This is a genomic window from Streptomyces sp. NPDC046349, from assembly GCF_055587885.1.
This window is the reverse complement of sequence record NZ_JBVJFK010000023.1, coordinates 1-14,436: the sequence shown is the minus strand read 5'-3', so window position 1 is coordinate 14,436 and position 14,436 is coordinate 1. Positions and strand designations below refer to the sequence as shown.

16 protein-coding genes are annotated in these 14,436 nt (G+C 71.2%); 13 read left to right on the top strand and 3 right to left on the bottom strand.

Features of this window, described 5'->3' with window-relative positions:
• Positions 1 to 262 precede the first annotated feature (262 nt).
• From ACZ6JS_RS35025 to ACZ6JS_RS34970, 12 genes are all read left to right on the top strand, one after another.
• Positions 263 to 847 (top strand): hypothetical protein, encoded by a 585-nt coding sequence (locus ACZ6JS_RS35025; protein ID WP_469304085.1) that lies wholly within the window; start codon positions 263 to 265, stop codon positions 845 to 847.
• Positions 848 to 1,068: 221 nt separating this feature from the next.
• Positions 1,069 to 1,788, top strand: coding sequence for an ATP/GTP-binding protein (locus ACZ6JS_RS35020; protein ID WP_469304083.1), 720 nt, complete (start codon positions 1,069 to 1,071; stop codon positions 1,786 to 1,788).
• A 45-nt stretch (positions 1,789 to 1,833) separates the two neighbouring features.
• Complete coding sequence (locus ACZ6JS_RS35015) at positions 1,834 to 2,553, top strand: SAF domain-containing protein (RefSeq protein WP_469304082.1); 720 nt, start codon at positions 1,834 to 1,836, stop codon at positions 2,551 to 2,553.
• Positions 2,553 to 3,371: a hypothetical protein gene (locus tag ACZ6JS_RS35010; RefSeq protein WP_469304081.1), complete on the top strand. Its 819-nt coding sequence runs from the start codon at positions 2,553 to 2,555 to the stop codon at positions 3,369 to 3,371. The genes ACZ6JS_RS35015 and ACZ6JS_RS35010 overlap by 1 nt, the downstream gene beginning before the upstream one ends.
• Complete coding sequence (locus ACZ6JS_RS35005) at positions 3,361 to 4,899, top strand: CpaF family protein (protein ID WP_469304080.1); 1,539 nt, start codon at positions 3,361 to 3,363, stop codon at positions 4,897 to 4,899. The genes ACZ6JS_RS35010 and ACZ6JS_RS35005 overlap by 11 nt, the downstream gene beginning before the upstream one ends.
• Positions 4,900 to 4,910: 11 nt before the next feature.
• Positions 4,911 to 5,831, top strand: a complete 921-nt coding sequence (locus tag ACZ6JS_RS35000; protein ID WP_469304137.1) for a type II secretion system F family protein — start codon at positions 4,911 to 4,913, stop codon at positions 5,829 to 5,831.
• Positions 5,828 to 6,709: a type II secretion system F family protein gene (locus ACZ6JS_RS34995; RefSeq protein ID WP_469304078.1), complete on the top strand. Its 882-nt coding sequence runs from the start codon at positions 5,828 to 5,830 to the stop codon at positions 6,707 to 6,709. Before ACZ6JS_RS35000 ends, ACZ6JS_RS34995 begins: the two co-directional genes overlap by 4 nt.
• 20 nt (positions 6,710 to 6,729) lie before the next feature.
• Positions 6,730 to 6,945: a hypothetical protein gene (locus tag ACZ6JS_RS34990; RefSeq protein WP_469304076.1), complete on the top strand. Its 216-nt coding sequence runs from the start codon at positions 6,730 to 6,732 to the stop codon at positions 6,943 to 6,945.
• A 44-nt stretch (positions 6,946 to 6,989) separates the two neighbouring features.
• Positions 6,990 to 7,430 (top strand): TadE/TadG family type IV pilus assembly protein, encoded by a 441-nt coding sequence (locus tag ACZ6JS_RS34985; protein WP_469304075.1) that lies wholly within the window; start codon positions 6,990 to 6,992, stop codon positions 7,428 to 7,430.
• Entirely contained in the window at positions 7,427 to 7,888 is a 462-nt protein-coding gene (locus ACZ6JS_RS34980; RefSeq protein ID WP_469304073.1) for a TadE/TadG family type IV pilus assembly protein, read from the top strand. The genes ACZ6JS_RS34985 and ACZ6JS_RS34980 overlap by 4 nt, the downstream gene beginning before the upstream one ends.
• 4 nt (positions 7,889 to 7,892) lie before the next feature.
• On the top strand, positions 7,893 to 8,342 hold the full coding sequence (locus ACZ6JS_RS34975; RefSeq protein ID WP_469304071.1) for a pilus assembly protein TadG-related protein: 450 nt from the start codon (positions 7,893 to 7,895) through the stop codon (positions 8,340 to 8,342).
• Between the two features lie 25 nt (positions 8,343 to 8,367).
• Positions 8,368 to 11,625, top strand: coding sequence for a LysM peptidoglycan-binding domain-containing protein (locus tag ACZ6JS_RS34970; RefSeq protein WP_469304069.1), 3,258 nt, complete (start codon positions 8,368 to 8,370; stop codon positions 11,623 to 11,625).
• Positions 11,626 to 11,691: 66 nt separating this feature from the next.
• On the opposite strand, the gene ACZ6JS_RS34965 is transcribed toward ACZ6JS_RS34970, so the two are convergent.
• From ACZ6JS_RS34965 to ACZ6JS_RS34955, 3 genes are all read right to left on the bottom strand, one after another.
• Positions 11,692 to 12,126 (bottom strand): hypothetical protein, encoded by a 435-nt coding sequence (locus tag ACZ6JS_RS34965; RefSeq protein WP_469304067.1) that lies wholly within the window; start codon positions 12,124 to 12,126, stop codon positions 11,692 to 11,694.
• 531 nt (positions 12,127 to 12,657) lie between these two features.
• Positions 12,658 to 12,861, bottom strand: coding sequence for a DUF397 domain-containing protein (locus tag ACZ6JS_RS34960; RefSeq protein ID WP_469304066.1), 204 nt, complete (start codon positions 12,859 to 12,861; stop codon positions 12,658 to 12,660).
• Between the two features lie 5 nt (positions 12,862 to 12,866).
• Positions 12,867 to 13,733: a helix-turn-helix domain-containing protein gene (locus ACZ6JS_RS34955; protein ID WP_469304064.1), complete on the bottom strand. Its 867-nt coding sequence runs from the start codon at positions 13,731 to 13,733 to the stop codon at positions 12,867 to 12,869.
• 320 nt (positions 13,734 to 14,053) lie between these two features.
• Here ACZ6JS_RS34955 and ACZ6JS_RS34950 point away from each other — a divergent pair.
• The coding region (locus ACZ6JS_RS34950; RefSeq protein ID WP_469304062.1) for a hypothetical protein at positions 14,054 to 14,436 on the top strand (383 nt) is incomplete at its 3' end.

The window sequence follows — 14,436 nt, the reverse complement described above, 5'->3', positions numbered from 1 at the left end:
GGTGCGGCACTGCCTCTCCGGGGCCGACGACCCTCCCACCAGGCAGTACGCGACGCAACGCTGAACTGGCATATTCCGCAACGGCATTGCGGTCAAAACAACACGATCAGCACCTGCGCCCCAAGAACCCCATAGGCCTACCGGCCGTTTGCGTCATAGGGTGCGCTGTACCGACAGATCGCGATGCCGCGAACACGTTGCGAAAGCGATGACGGGGCCTGCTGTCCATCCAACCTGCACGGTGACTTTGGGGGGTTTCCACGTGACCACAGCACGCCAGCACCACACCCGAACCACACGGTTCCGCATGCTCCTCACCGCCGCCGCGCTCGCGACAACCGTTGCGGCTGTCACCACCGGCTGCACGAAGGAGAACAAGGCCGCGCCTCCACCCAGCCCGACCGCGTCCCCGACCCCCACAGCCGATCCGCAGGCCGCCGAGAAGGACGCACTCCTCGGCGTCTACCGGGCCTTCTGGGACGCATCGGTGAAGGCCTACTCGACCGGCTCGATGAAGAACAGCGGGATGGAAGCGGTGGGTGCCGACAAGGCCTACTCGAAGGTCCAGGCGACTCAGATCTACTACCGGGACAACGGCTACGTCATGACGGGTGCGCCCACCCTGTCGCCGCAGGTCTCAGCCATGGAGTCGGCGGCCGAGCCTCCGAAGGCGACCATCACCGACTGCATCGACAGCACGAACTACATCCAGGTGGAGAAGCAAAGCGGGAAGCCCGTGGAAACGATGGACCAGAATCGTCGCCACGTTGCCACGTATACGGCTCTCAAAATCGGGGGCGCCTGGCAGATCCGTGACTTCGACATCTCCCGGGACCGGCTGTGCTGAGCGGGACGAGACGGATCGCCACCGTGGGGTTGTTGCTCGCGGGGGCGCTGTATGCCGTCCCCGCCGCAGCGGACGAGCCCAAGCCGGGCGCCAACTGCCCGCCAGGTGCAATCGACTGCGACGTCTACGCCGACGGGAAGAAGCCTCCGAAGCCCGACAAGCCCGGCGATGACGGTAAGCCGGGTGGCGGAGGCGGGGGCGGGGGCGGGGCAACGAAGTGCATGGCTCGGGACGGCTCCGGCGGGACGTTCGAGGTGCCCTGCTACGACGAGGAATCAGGCTGGTTCGACGCGTCGAGCTCCTGCTACTGGCGGCTCCTGGAACCGCCACCAGCCGCCAATGACCCTGTGTGGGACGGGCACGCACCAGGAGACGGCGCGGTCTACAACGGCCAGTGCCCCGGCCAGCCCGTGATGGGCGGGCTGCGCTGGTTCCAGAACCCCCCTCCCGGATACGGAGGCGGCCCGAACCTGGAGGCCTTGGCGCAGGAGGCTGTCACGAAGATGCGGCTGATGGGTGCGGACATCGGGATCGCTCCGAAGCAGGGCGGTACCGGGACGGTCGGCGTGCCGGTCTGGGTGTGGAACGGGCCGAGCCCGCAGACGACCGGGCCGACGTCGGCCAGTGCGACCGCGCTCGGGGTGACCGTCACCGCCACGGCGACCGTGCAGGACGTCGTGTGGAACTTCGGCAACGGCACCAGCGTGTCCTGCCCGTTCCCCGGCACCCCCTACAGCCCGTCGTTCGGGCTGACTCCGCCCAGCCAGGCCAGCGGTCAGTGCGGCATCGCCGGTTACTCCCGTGTCGGTGAGTACGCGGTGACCGCGACGACGACGTGGGCCGTGCACTGGGTCGGCGGCGGCCAGCAGGGCGATCTGACCACGACGCGCAGTTCGCAGGCCGCGGTGCGCATCGGAGAACTCCAGGTCGTCGGCCAGTAGGCCACACGACCCGTACTTCCTTTCCCCTCTCAGGAGGCACAGCACGTGAGTACCACCACCACGCCCGCGACGCCGGGCCAGGCCGCCGTACCGGCGCCCGGTGGCCCCGGCGGGCAGCCGGCGGCAGCCCCCCGCGTTGTTCGCCAGCGGCGTCGGCGCCCGGGGCTGATCGCCCTGTCCGTGGCCCTGATCGCGGCCGGCGGGCTGTCCGGCGCGCTGCTGTTTACCGCGTCGGGGCAGCGCACCGCCGTCCTGGTCGTGGCTCGCGATGTGCCGGTGGGGGCTGCGGTCACCGACGCCGACCTGGCCCCGGCGTCGCTGGCACTGGACCCGGCCGTCAAGGCCGTCCCCGTCACGAAGAAGAAGTCCATCGTCGGTCAGCGCGCCGCGGTCGCGCTGAAGACCGGTGCGCTGCTGTCCCCGGGGCACGTCACGTCGGTGTCTCTGGTGAAGGCCGGTGAGCAGCTGGTGGGTGTGGCGTTGAAGCCGTCGCAGCTGCCGGCGAGCCGGCTCGCGCCGGGCCAGAAGGTGCTGATCGTCTCCACTCCGGACAGCGCCCAGGCGGTGGGTGGGGCGAAGCCGGCTGAGCTGGCTGGTGCGCCGAAGACGGTGGCCGCGACGGTGGTCGCGGTGGGGGCGGCCGCGCCGGCGACGGGTGTTGTGGTGGTGGATGTGGCGGTGCCGGCGACGGATGGGCCGGCGTTGGCCGCGCGGGTGGCGACCGGCGCGATCGCGCTGATCCTGGCGCCGCAGGAGGGCAGCTGATGGCGGTCGTCGCGCTGGCCGGTGGGCTCGGGGCTCCGGGGGTGACCACGGCCGCCATGGCGCTGTTGATGACGTGGCCGCTCGAGGACGGGCACCGCGTGATACTGGCCGAGGCCGACCCGGACGGCGGGGCGATCCTGCCCGGTGCGCTCCAGGGCACCTTGGGCAACACGCACGGTCTGCGGAATCTGGCGATCGCGGCCCGTCAGGGGCAGCTGGTCGAGGCGTTCTGGCGTCAGCTGGTCGATGTCACCGACGCCGGCAGCCGCGACCGGCTGGTGCTGCCCGGCCTCTACGACCCCGCGCACGCCTCCGCGATGGAACCGGTATGGGCGCCGCTGGCGCGCCTGTTCGCCGGGATCGAGGAGCACGGGCACGACGTCCTGGTGGACCTCGGCCGGCGTGGTGCGTTCGGGCCGTCGGCGGTTCTGGCGCAGCGGGCCGACGTCGTCCTGGTGGTCGCGCGCTCCACCCTGCGCAGCCTGCAGAGCGCCCAGGTCCGGCTGGAGGCCCTGCGCGAGAGCGTGGGCGGCAGCGTCGAGGTGGGCATGCTGCTCGTCGACGAGGGTCCCTTCTCCAAGGAGGAGGTCCGCAAGACGCTCGGCGTACCGGTCACGGCGGTCCTGCCGTGGCAGCCCAAAGAGGCGAAGGTGCTGTCCGACGGGGCTGAGCAGCCCCGCCGGTTCGAGTCGGGGGCGCTGATGCGCTCCGCGCGGTCCGCTGCGGTGCGGGTGCGGGAGCTGGTGGAGATCCGGCGTTCCCGGCTCGCCCCACCGCCCGGGCCGGTCGAGGGGCGGGTGGTCAGTCATGCGCGCTAGCCCTCTGCACGGTGACCCGCAGGTCGCCGCAGGCACGTTGCAGGCCCGCCTCGCCGCTCCCCGCCCGGTACCGGCGGGCGGTGCATCCCCGGCCCGGCTGGCGTCGGCGGATCCCCGGGCGGCGCTGGCCCCTGCGGTGACGTCGGCAGTGGCGACGATGGACTATGCGGCGGTCCGCCTGATCAAGAAGGAGGTCGGGGACCGCCTCACCGATCTGCTGCGGGCCCGGCCGGGGATGAGCGCGGCAGCGCAGGAGCAGCAGGGCCGGCACCTGATCAACGAGCAGGTGGCGGTGTGGTCGGACGCCGAGGCCGTCAAGCGCGGCGCCGCCACCAGCCCGGCCGAGGACGCGGCGATCGCGCAGGCCGTGTTCGACCTGCAGTTCCGGGCTGGCCGGCTCCAGCAGCATCTGGACAACACGGCCGTGGAGAACATCTTCATCAACGGGTACGCCGATGTGTGGCTGGACTTCACCGACGGCCGCCGCGTCCAGGTCGCACCGGTGGCCGACTCCGACGAGGAGCTGCGCGAACTTTTGCGGGACCTGGCTCGGCGTACGACCGGGCAGGCCGAGCGGAGCCTGTCGACGGCGGACCCGTTCCTGGCGTTGCGGCTGTCGGACGGGTCCCGCCTTCAGGCCGTCATCGACGTAACTCCCGGCACCTACGTCACGATCCGCCGGCACAGCATGCGCCACGCCGACCTGCCGGAGCTGGTGGACCGCGGCATGCTCGACTCCACCCTGGAGGCGTTTCTGCGCGCCTGCGTGCGCGCGGAGAAGAACGTGATGATCGTGGGCGGCCAGGCTGCGGGGAAGACCACCCTGCTGCGCGCCCTGCTGCGGGAGATCGACCCCGACGAACGGTTCGCCACCCTGGAGACCGAGTACGAGCTGTTCGCCCACGAGAACGGCCACCACCGCCAGGTCGTGCCGATGGAGGCACGCGAGTCCAACGGCGAGATGGTCGCCGGGCAGGCGGCCGGTGAGATCACGCTCATGGACCTGATGTACCGGGCGCTGCGCATGACGCTGACCCGGATCGTGGTGGGTGAGGTCCGCGGACCCGAGATCGTCGCGATGCTCCAGGCCATGACCAACGGTGCGGGCGGGAACCTGTGCACCCTGCACGCCATCCACCCGTCGGTGGTGTTCGACCGGATCGCCGAGCTCTACCTGCTCGCGCAGGCCAACATGAGCGAGGCGCTCGCCTACCGGCAGGCCGCGAACGGGCTGCACTTCATCGTGTTCGTCTCCTCCATCGACGAGACGAAGATCGGCGGTCACCGCCACCGGTTCGTCTCCCACGTCCTTGAGGTCACCGGCATCGGGGAGGGCGGCCGGCCGGAGACGAACGCGATCTTCGGGCCGCGCCCGGAGTGGGGTGAGCTGCGGGCGGTGCCGCTCATTCACCCCCGATGCATCAACGACCTGCGCCGCGCCGGGTTCGACGCCGGCCTGCTGAACGTCCCGGGCGGGGCCTGGCCCGCGGCCCTGCCGCTCCTCGTCGATGAGGGAGCCGCCCTGTGACCACGCTGCTGATGTGGGTGCTGGCCGGACTCGCCCTCGCGGGCGGGCTGGTGGGGCTGGTGGCCGCAATCGTGGGCACCACCGCGCCCCAGGGTCCTACGGTCGCTGCGCGGCTGCGTGCGGGGCGGCAGTTGGCCGGCCGGGACGAGCGGATGGCCCGCCGTACCCGGCTGGCCGGCGGCGCTGTGGCCTCGGTGGTGCTGTGGCTGGTGACCGGGGTGTTCGTGGCCGGGGCGCTGGTGTTCCTGGCCGTGATCGGGGTGCCGTGGCTGCTCGCGCCCACCAAGTCCGCGACGACCCGGATCGGGAAGCTGGAGGCGCTGGGCGACTGGACCCAGCGCCTGGCCAACGTGCTCCGTCTCGGCCGCGGCCTGGACGAGGCCCTGCAGATCTCCCGCAAGGGCTGCCCCGAGGACATCGCCGACGAGGTCGGCGACCTGGTCGACCGGCTGCACGTCGGCTGGCGCCCGGCCGATGCGCTGCGCCTGTTCGGCGACGCCTTGAACGACGTGACCGCGGACAAGGTCGTGGCCGCGCTCGTGCTGTCGGCCGCCGACCGCGGCCCGGGCCTGGCGCAGGCGTTGGACGACCTCGCCGAGTCGGTGCACGAGGAAGTCGCCCGACGGCGGGCGATCGAGGCGGACCGGGCCAAGCCGCGTACGACGATGCGGTGGATGACCATCATCACCCTGGCCGTGATCGGCCTCGGCTTCCTCATCCCCTCCTACACCGCCCCCTACGGGACGCTGCTCGGCCAGCTGGTCCTTGCCGTCCTCGCGGCCGGCTTCGTGGGTGTGCTGGCGCTGATGCGGCAGATCGCCGACACCAAGCCGGTCCCCCGCTTCCTGGTCGCCGACCCGCGCAGCGCCGTCACCCCGCCCGCCGCGGCCGCCGATCCGGCAGGGCACGAGAGCACGGAGGTGCCGGCATGATGCCCGTGGCCGCGATCCTGTCCGGGGCGACGATCGGCGCCGGCGCAGCCCTGCTGATCCGCGAAGTCCTGCGCCCCGCACCCGCCCTCGCCCCGGCGCTGCGCCGCCTCAACCAGCCCGCCCCACCCCGCCCCGCCGATGCGGGAGCCGACCGGGACGAGCGGTGGGGACAGTGGCTGGTCGAGCACCTCACCGACGTCCCCGGCGTACGGATCCCCCACAAGGATCTCGCGCTGACCGGCACCACCCCGGCGAAGTTCATGCTGACCAAGGTCGCTCTGGCGGCCGGGGGTCTGCTGCTGCCGCCGCTGTCCACGATCCCGCTCCTGCTGCTCGGCCTGCCCCTGTACCTGCCGGCCATCGTCGGGATCCTCGCTGCGGCCCTGCTGTGGTTCACGCCCGACCTGGCGCTGCGGGACAGGGCCAAGCGGGCCCGCGCGGAGTTCGCGCACGCCATGGCCGCCTACCTCGACCTGGTCGCGCTGCGCCGGGCGGGGAACGTGTCGGCCGAGCAGGCCATGGAACAGGCCGCGCAGACCGGCCAGGGCTGGGCTTTCGTCCGTATCCAGCAGGCCCTGGCCCGCTCGCGGGTGGACAAGGTCCCCCACTGGGAGTCCCTGGCCCGCCTCACCGCCGAGCTCGACCTGCCCGTCCTGGACGACCTCGCCGCGATCATGAGGCAGTCCGCCGACGACGGAGCCTCCGTCTACGCCACCCTGCGCTCCCGCGCGAAGAACCTGCGCACCGAGCTCCTCACCGCGCAGGCGACCGAGGCCAACGCCGACAGCGAGAAGATGACCGCCCCCGGTGCGCTCCTCGCCGTCCTGGTGATGCTCCTGATCGCCTTCCCCGCCATCATCCGCATGCTCAACACCTGACCCGAAAGGGGCCACACACCATGCTGAACAAGATCACCGCTCGTGCCACGACCGCCGCCCACTCCGCTGTGCGCTGGTACAAGTCCCGCCTGGAGCAGGGTGGCCCGGCCGACCGGGGCGACATCTCCATCACCACGATCATCATCTGGGTCGCCGCGGTGGCCGGGGCGATCGCCATCGCCGGAACCATCGCGGTGGTCATCGGCCGCTACAACACCACCCTCTCCGGCATCTGACCGCGCCCGAGACGGAAACCGAAGTGTGCGGGGGAAGGAGGAACGTGCCGCACGACAACGACGTCCAGGCCGACCGGCAGCAACGGGCCGACCGTGCCCAAGGCCTGGCGTGTGGTGATCGGGGTGAGTCGTCCATCCAGATGGCGATCGTGTTCCCGTTAGTCATCCTGCTCACGGTGGCCGTGGTGCAGGCCGCGATGTGGGTCCACGCCCGCAACGTCGCGCTCACCGCCGCACGCGAAGGCGTGGCCGCCGCCCGCACCTATCAGTCCCCGGAAGGCGCGGGAGCCGACCGCGCCCGTGAGACGCTCGGCAGGATCGCCGGCGACAGCCTGCGCGCGCCCACCGTCAGCACCGCCGGAAGCACGGCCACCGATGTGCGGGTGACCGTCACCGGCAGCGCCCCCTCGATGGTGCCGGGCCTCTCAGGGCTGTCGGTGTCGCAGTCGGCGTCGGCTCCCCGCGAACGGTGGACCACGCCATGACCGGCACGAGTTCCGGTGGTGGTTGGCGTGGGCGGCTGCGGGAAGACCGGGGCAGTGAGGCCATCGCCACCGCGATCGTCGCCCCGCTGCTGCTGATGCTGCTGTGTACGGCGATCGCCGGCGGCCGGATCGTCACCTCGGGCTCGAAGGTCGACGCCGCCGCCGAGGACGCCGCACGCGCCGCCTCCATCTCCCGTACCCACGCCGGCGCCGAGAGCGAGGCCGCCGAGGCCGCCGCCCGCTCGCTGAACGACCAGGGCATCCGGTGCGCTTCGACGTCCACGAGCATCGACGCCTCCGGGCTCGCCGTCCCCCTCGGCCAGGTCGGCACCGTCACCGTGACGATCTCCTGCACCGTGCCGCTGTCCGACCTCCTGCTGCCCGGGATGCCCGGCTCCAAGACCATGACCAGCACGTTCACGTCCGTCGTGGACGCCTACCGCTCCCGGGAGGGGTGACCTCGTGCCCGATCCCGCACCCCACCGTGGCCGCCGACGGCTGCGCGGCGACGAGGGCGGCGTCGCCGTCTACACCGCGATCTGCACCATCGCCCTGCTGGGCATCATCGGCCTCGCCATCGACGGCGGCGGCAAGCTGCGCGCCACCGAACGCGCCGACGCCGTCGCCATGGAAGCGGCCCGCGCGGCCGGACAGGCCATCGACCCGGGCGCTGCCGTGACCGGCGAGCAGATCCGCGTCGACCCCGAAGCCGCCCAGGCCGCCGCGCACGCCTACCTCTCCCGGGCCGACGCCCGCGGCAGCGTCGGCCTTTCCGCCGACGGCACCCAGCTGACCGTCACCGTGAACGGCTCTTATGCCACCAAGTTCCTGTCCGTCGTCGGCATCGGCTCGATGAGCGTCTCCGGGCACGGCAGCGCCCGCCTCCTGCACGGCGTGACCCAGCCCGAATAGGGCGTCGATCGAGAAGGACCCGAACATGTCCAAGCCCACCCCGAAGCCGTCGCGGCCCGCGCGCGGCGGCGCCCAGACGGCGGCCGCCGTGGCCCGCGGCCTGCTCAGCCTTCTCCTCCTGGCCGGGCTCCTGGCCGGCCTGCCGATCCTGCTGTGGTGGGCCACCTCGATCGTCGGCCCGCCCGGAGTTGCCGCGCTCGGCTCCCTGTTCTCCACCGACGACTCCGGCCAGGTGTTCCTCCTGGCCCTCGCCATCGCCGGATGGATCGGCTGGGCCCTGTTCGCGTGCGCGGTGCTGCTGGAGATCCCCGCCCAGCTCCGCGGCCGCGCCGCCCCGCAGATCCGCGGCCTGGTCGGCCAGCGCGCCGCCGCCACCCTCGTCGGCGCGGTCCTGCTGGCCCTGCCCACCACCACCGCCCTCGCCGCCCCGGCCACCGCAGCCCACGCCCCCACGGCGCCGGTGAGCGTCAGCGCCCCTGCGCCCAGCGCCACCGTCAGCGGTGCCGTGCCGGGCGCCACCGCGGCGAGCGACGACGGCACCAGCACACCGGGTACCTACACGGTGCGGGACGTGAAGCCGGCAGAGAGCCTGTGGTCGATCGCGGAACAGACCCTGGGCGACGGACAGCGATGGGAGCAGATCGCCCAGCTGAACGAGGGGCGCACCATGGTCGACGGATCCCTGTTCCGTGCCAACCACCCGATCCAAGCCGGCTGGGTCCTCGCCCTTCCCGTCACGGCCGAGACGCCCGGGATCCAGACACAAGGGGCGTTCACCGACCGCGTCGACGGCGGGGGTGCTGAGTACACGGTGCAGGAAGGCGAGAATCTGTCCCGGATCGCCGGCACCCAGCTGGGCAACGCCGACCGGTACACGGAGATCTTCGAACTCAACCGCGGTGAGCCCCTCCCCGACGGCGCGGGCAGGTTCACCGACCCGGATCTCATCTACCCGGGGCAGCGACTCACCCTCCCGAAGGACAGCGGCGCCGTCCCCACCGAGCCCAGCGCCGCCACCCCGGATGCCAGGGAAGCCGAAGGCGAAGCGGCCGCCAAGCCCCCAGTCGCGGCAACGCCCACGCCGCCACCGGCTACGACGCAACCGCGTGCCACCCCCGCACCCGCCCCGGAGACCTCGGCACCGAACACGAGCGCCCCCACAGCGGCGCCCAGCGTCAGTACGCCGACACCGGCCGACACGACGCGCGCCCCGGACGCCGCCGACCCCACGAAGCCGAGCGCGGGCATCAACTGGTCTCTGGTCGCAGGGGTCGGAACGCTGCTGGCCGCGTCCCTCGCCGGCGCACTGGGCGTACGGCGAATCCTGCAGCAACGTCAGCGCCGTGCCGGGCAGACCATCGCCCAGGACGCCGAACCCACCCCCACCGAGCAGACCATGGCCGCTGCGGCGGAGCCCGCCGGCGTCGAGCTTCTCGACACCGTCCTGCGCACACTCGCCCAGCACAGCGCCGAGACCGGTCGAGCTCTTCCCGCCCTGCGTGGCGCCCGCCTCAGCAAGGACGACGGCGTCACCCTGCTGCTCGACGAGCCCGCCGATCCCCTCCCCCCGTTCACGGCCGGCCCGGACACCCGGACCTGGATCCTGGACCCGCAGGGCACCATCGCGAGCCCCGCGGAAGTGCACGACGTACAGGCGCCCTATCCGGGACTGGTCACCCTGGGCGCCGACCAACAAGGACTGCTGCTGACCGACCTCACGACCTGCCGGGTCCTGCTCCTGGACGGCACCGACGAGGAGGTCCTCGAAGTCGCCCGAGCCCTCGCGCTGGAACTGGGCACCTGCCGGTGGACCGACTACAGCGAGATCCTCACCACCGGACTCGGTACCCGACTCGCCGGCCTGCTGCCGCACGGCCGCATCCGCACGATGCCCCACCTGCCCGCCGTCGCAGCCGACCTCGGCGAACTCCTCCTCGAAGCCCACCAAAGCGGCGAGCAGGTCCTGCCCTGGCTCCTCATCGGCGCCGGCGACCACGCCGACACCGACGTCATCCAGCTCGCCGACGCCCTCTCCACCGCCCGACACCTGCAGACTGCCGTGGTCCTGCCCGCCACCGACCACACCCGCCGCACGTTCCCCCACGCCGAGATCCTGGACGCGACCCACGGCAAGCAGCCAGTTCCGGCAACGCTGGAGACGCCGGTCACCCTGCAGCGAGTCACCGACGAGCAGTACCGCGAGTACGTCCACGCCCTGTCGGTCTCCACCGAGGAGCCGGTCCCCGCGACCGGGCCCTGGGAGTTCAGCGAGGACCACGCCTCGCCTGCGGCCGCGGGAAAGCCGCTGACGGTCCGCATCACAAGCGCCGACGCCACCCAGGACCCCGGCAACCCCTTCCCTGCCCTGCTCGTCGGAGCCGCCACCGCGCCGCCGGCTGATCTCGAACTCCCCCACACCGCCGACACCCGCCGCGGCAAGGACGGCCAGGAGGACACCGAGCGCAGCGCCAATGCCTCTCCGGCACTCCCCCAGCAGCCCGCCGGACCGCGTGCCGAACCGGCCGACCAGGATGGTGGGGTGCGGATCGAGATGCTGGGACCGCTGCGGATCACCGGCGGCACCGGCGCCACAGGCGCCCACACCCTGCGGACCACAGCCGTCGCCGCCCTGATCCACCTCCGGCCCGGCCGCACCACCGAATACCTGTGCCGGGCCATGGACCCCGTGAACCCGTGGAGCACCCGCACCCTGCACTCACGGCTGTCCGAACTCCGCAACGAGATCGGCCTGGCCGACGACGAGACCCCGCTGCTGCCCCGCCCGAAGAACGGCGCCGGATACGTCTTCCACCCCGCCGTAACGTCCGACTGGCAGCAGTTCCAACAGCTGGCCGCCGCCGGTCTGGCCGGCGGCCCGGCGCAAGGAATCGCCGACCTGGAGAGCGCGATGGCGCTGGTGCGTGGGAGGCCGTTCGACGGCCGCACTCTGCCATGGGCCGACCCGGTCATCCAGGAAATGCTGTCCCGAATCACCGACACCGCCCACACCCTCGCCCGCTGGCACACCAACGGCGACACACCCGACCTCGATGCCGCCCGCCGGACCGTGCTGCACGCCCTCGACATCGAGGAGACGTCCGAAGTCCTCTACCGCGACCTGCTCCACATCGAACGGGCGGCAGGAAACCCCGCCGCCGTACGCAGGACCGTCGCACGCCTCCAGCAGATGGCGCGGACCTACGACATCACCCTGGACAGCCTCACCGAAGACACCATCAACCTGGTCCTGTCCAACCGGCCCACCCCCCTCACCACCGGCTGACGCGCCCACCGGGAACGAGTGGGGGCTGCCCAAAGGCAGCCCCCACTGGCATCCGCGCACCTGTCCCTACGCGATGAAGGCTGACATCGCATGCCGCGCCGCAGCCAGCAGCTCCGCCCGGGCCTGCGGCTCGCCCACCGGCGGCCGTGTCACCCACTCCAGACGAATCTCCGCCACCGCCGCGCACACCGCCTGCACCGCGCCTGCGAGGTCCTCGTCCAGGCCAGCCAACTGCGGCCCGGTCACGACGGCCGGCCCGTAGAGACCGTAGGGGATCTCCATCCCCCGCCAGCTCGACGCCAGAACCCACGCCGACAGATTCAAGGGCAACCGCTCGATCTGCCCGCTCCCGCGAACGTGCAGCGAAGCCCGCCGGTGATACACCGCCTCATCCGGGAAGCCGCCCACCGCAGAACGCACCACGTCCCGCCGCTCCGCATCCTCCTCCGGCCACGGCACGACTCCCACCGTGCCGTCCGTGTCGATCCGCAGTGCTCCCACCGCGCCCTCCCTCCTCTTGATCCGCGCAGCCCCGACGTACCGGGACTGCGCCACTGGGGAGCAGTCGCGCCGGTTTGGCAACGGCGTCAGGGCCAATGTACGGGGGCTCCGCACATGCCGCAGTTACGCAGGCCCGCGCTGCGGCCACCGCGACCGAGTCGTCAGCGCGGTGAGCGGGGGCTACCGGGTCGTCCTCCGCTTCGGAGGAGGGGCCCGCGGATACTGGCTGGTGGGGCACCTCGCGGCGGCTGAGCGGACGTACAACGGGTGGATCGGGCTGTACGAAAGCCACCCGACTGCGCGGATCCAGCTGCCCAGCGAGTCGACAAATCCCAGCACCGTCTTCAAGGAGTGGACGCATGATGGCGGTGAGGTGTTTCCGGTCGCCTGACTCAGTCCCGGTTTCCGGCCGCGAATAGACAGATGCTCGCCAGGCTCGCCGCCGGGTGACTGTTGGCTGTCCGTGTGGTGCGGCAAGCTGGTCGCCAGGTGTGCCCTCCCCGATGACCGCGGGGAGGGCACCCTCGGAGACTAGCGACCGCTGGTGTGCTTGGTGAAGGCCGACCAGGCGGCCCGCGAGAACGACAGGAAGGGGTAGCCGCTGGCCTCGTCAAGCTGCTTAGAGTCGCGGATGTTCACCTGCTTGCTGGCTTGGTAGAGGGCCTCCACGCAGTTGCCGTTGGGGTCGCCGCTGTACGAGGACTTGAACCAGCCGTCGTTGGGGGTGGTGCTCATGTCGATCAGACCTCTCGTGCGAGTTGTTTGAGGAAATTCGCTGTTTCGTACGGGGGTAGTGCGCCCCTGGCCAGCACTTCGAAGCGTCGAAGAAACTGCTTGGTCTGCCTTTCCTTCGAGGAGACCCGCGTGGTGCCATCCACCGTGGCGCTGGCGACCGCTGGCTCCAGCCGTTGAGCGGGGGCGAAGCTGAAAATCCCGAAGTCTCCGCCAACAGCGCGGTAGGTGGGTGCCCTCTTCGGGATGATCTGGATCGTCACGTTGGGCAGCTCGTTCATTTCGGCGATGGCCGTGTGTTGCTTGCGCATGAGTTCGGAGCTGCCGACCACGTTGGTGAGCGCGGCCTCGTCCATGATGCAGGTTAGCTCCATCCCTTCCTCAGTGATCCGCTTCTGCCTCTTGATGCAAACGTCGACGGCTTGTTCGATGAACTCCTCCGTCGTGTCGTTGGCTACCTTCGCCGACCTGATCAGCTCGTGGGCGTAGGCCGGCGTCTGAACGAGGCCGTTGATGACTCCGTGACACCACCACTTCGCGTCACTCGCTCCCGACTCCATGGCGAGGTAGAGGTTCATGCCGGAGGGGAGGTGGGAGACGCTGGTCGTCCACCAGTCATCACCCTTGGCTTGGCGGTGCCAATCCATCAGCATCGCCCGGTCTGCCTTGTCCAGCTTGTAAGCGCTGAGCAGGGCGGCAAGCTGCTCTATACGTCGGAAGCCGGTGGTCCCGCTCTCGACATTGTGCACGGTCGACGTTGCGCAGCCTGCGTCTTTCGCCGCCTGTGCGAGTGTCAGCCCGGCCTGCTCCCGCAGGCGTGTGAGCTCCTGGCCCAGCACGATCCGGAGGAACGTCTTGCCGACGTTCGCTGCCACCTGGTCACCCCCGTTCGGTTCGTTGTCGCATCGCGCCGGTTCGTCTCTGGGATACCCCGGTGTGCTTCGAAAGTCCCCCGGTGTTCCTCGAACACGGCCCGGCTCGCGGCAAGTTGGCCTCGGTTCGCGTCTGTCATATACCACTTTGCCTTCAAGACGCAATCAAGGTGGATACAGATTGAAATTCAAGTCGAAGGAGGAGGAACGTAGTTACCGGCCGCTCCGTGGCGGCCCCCCCTTGGTGTGGGGCCGGGGTGTGAGTCCTTGGCTCCGCCGTCCCCCGGCCTCACACCGTCCCCGACCGACTGGAGAGGGAAGCGATGGGAACGATCAGCTTTTTGCGCCCAGCTATCCGGGCCGAACACGAGCGGCCGGCCGCCCGGCGGACAGGGACACAGCGGTGGGAGACCCGGCCGCGTAGCCACATCGAGGCCCTTGGCGAGCTGCGCGAGGACTACAACCGCCAGTCGCTGCGAAACATCCGGCTGGGGGACGACTCCCGCCGCCTTGTTGCGTACGCCGTCGTTCGGCCGGGGGAGTTCACGGTGGAGGCGCTGGCGGCCGCGCGCCGGTTTGCCGAGCGGGAAGGCCACCGGGTGGTGCGAGAGATCGCCGACGCAACGCGGCCTCTGGACCCGCGTTGGCGGCCGGGCTACCTGGAAGTGCGCCGCTTGGTTCTCGGCGGATACGCGGAGGGCCTGGT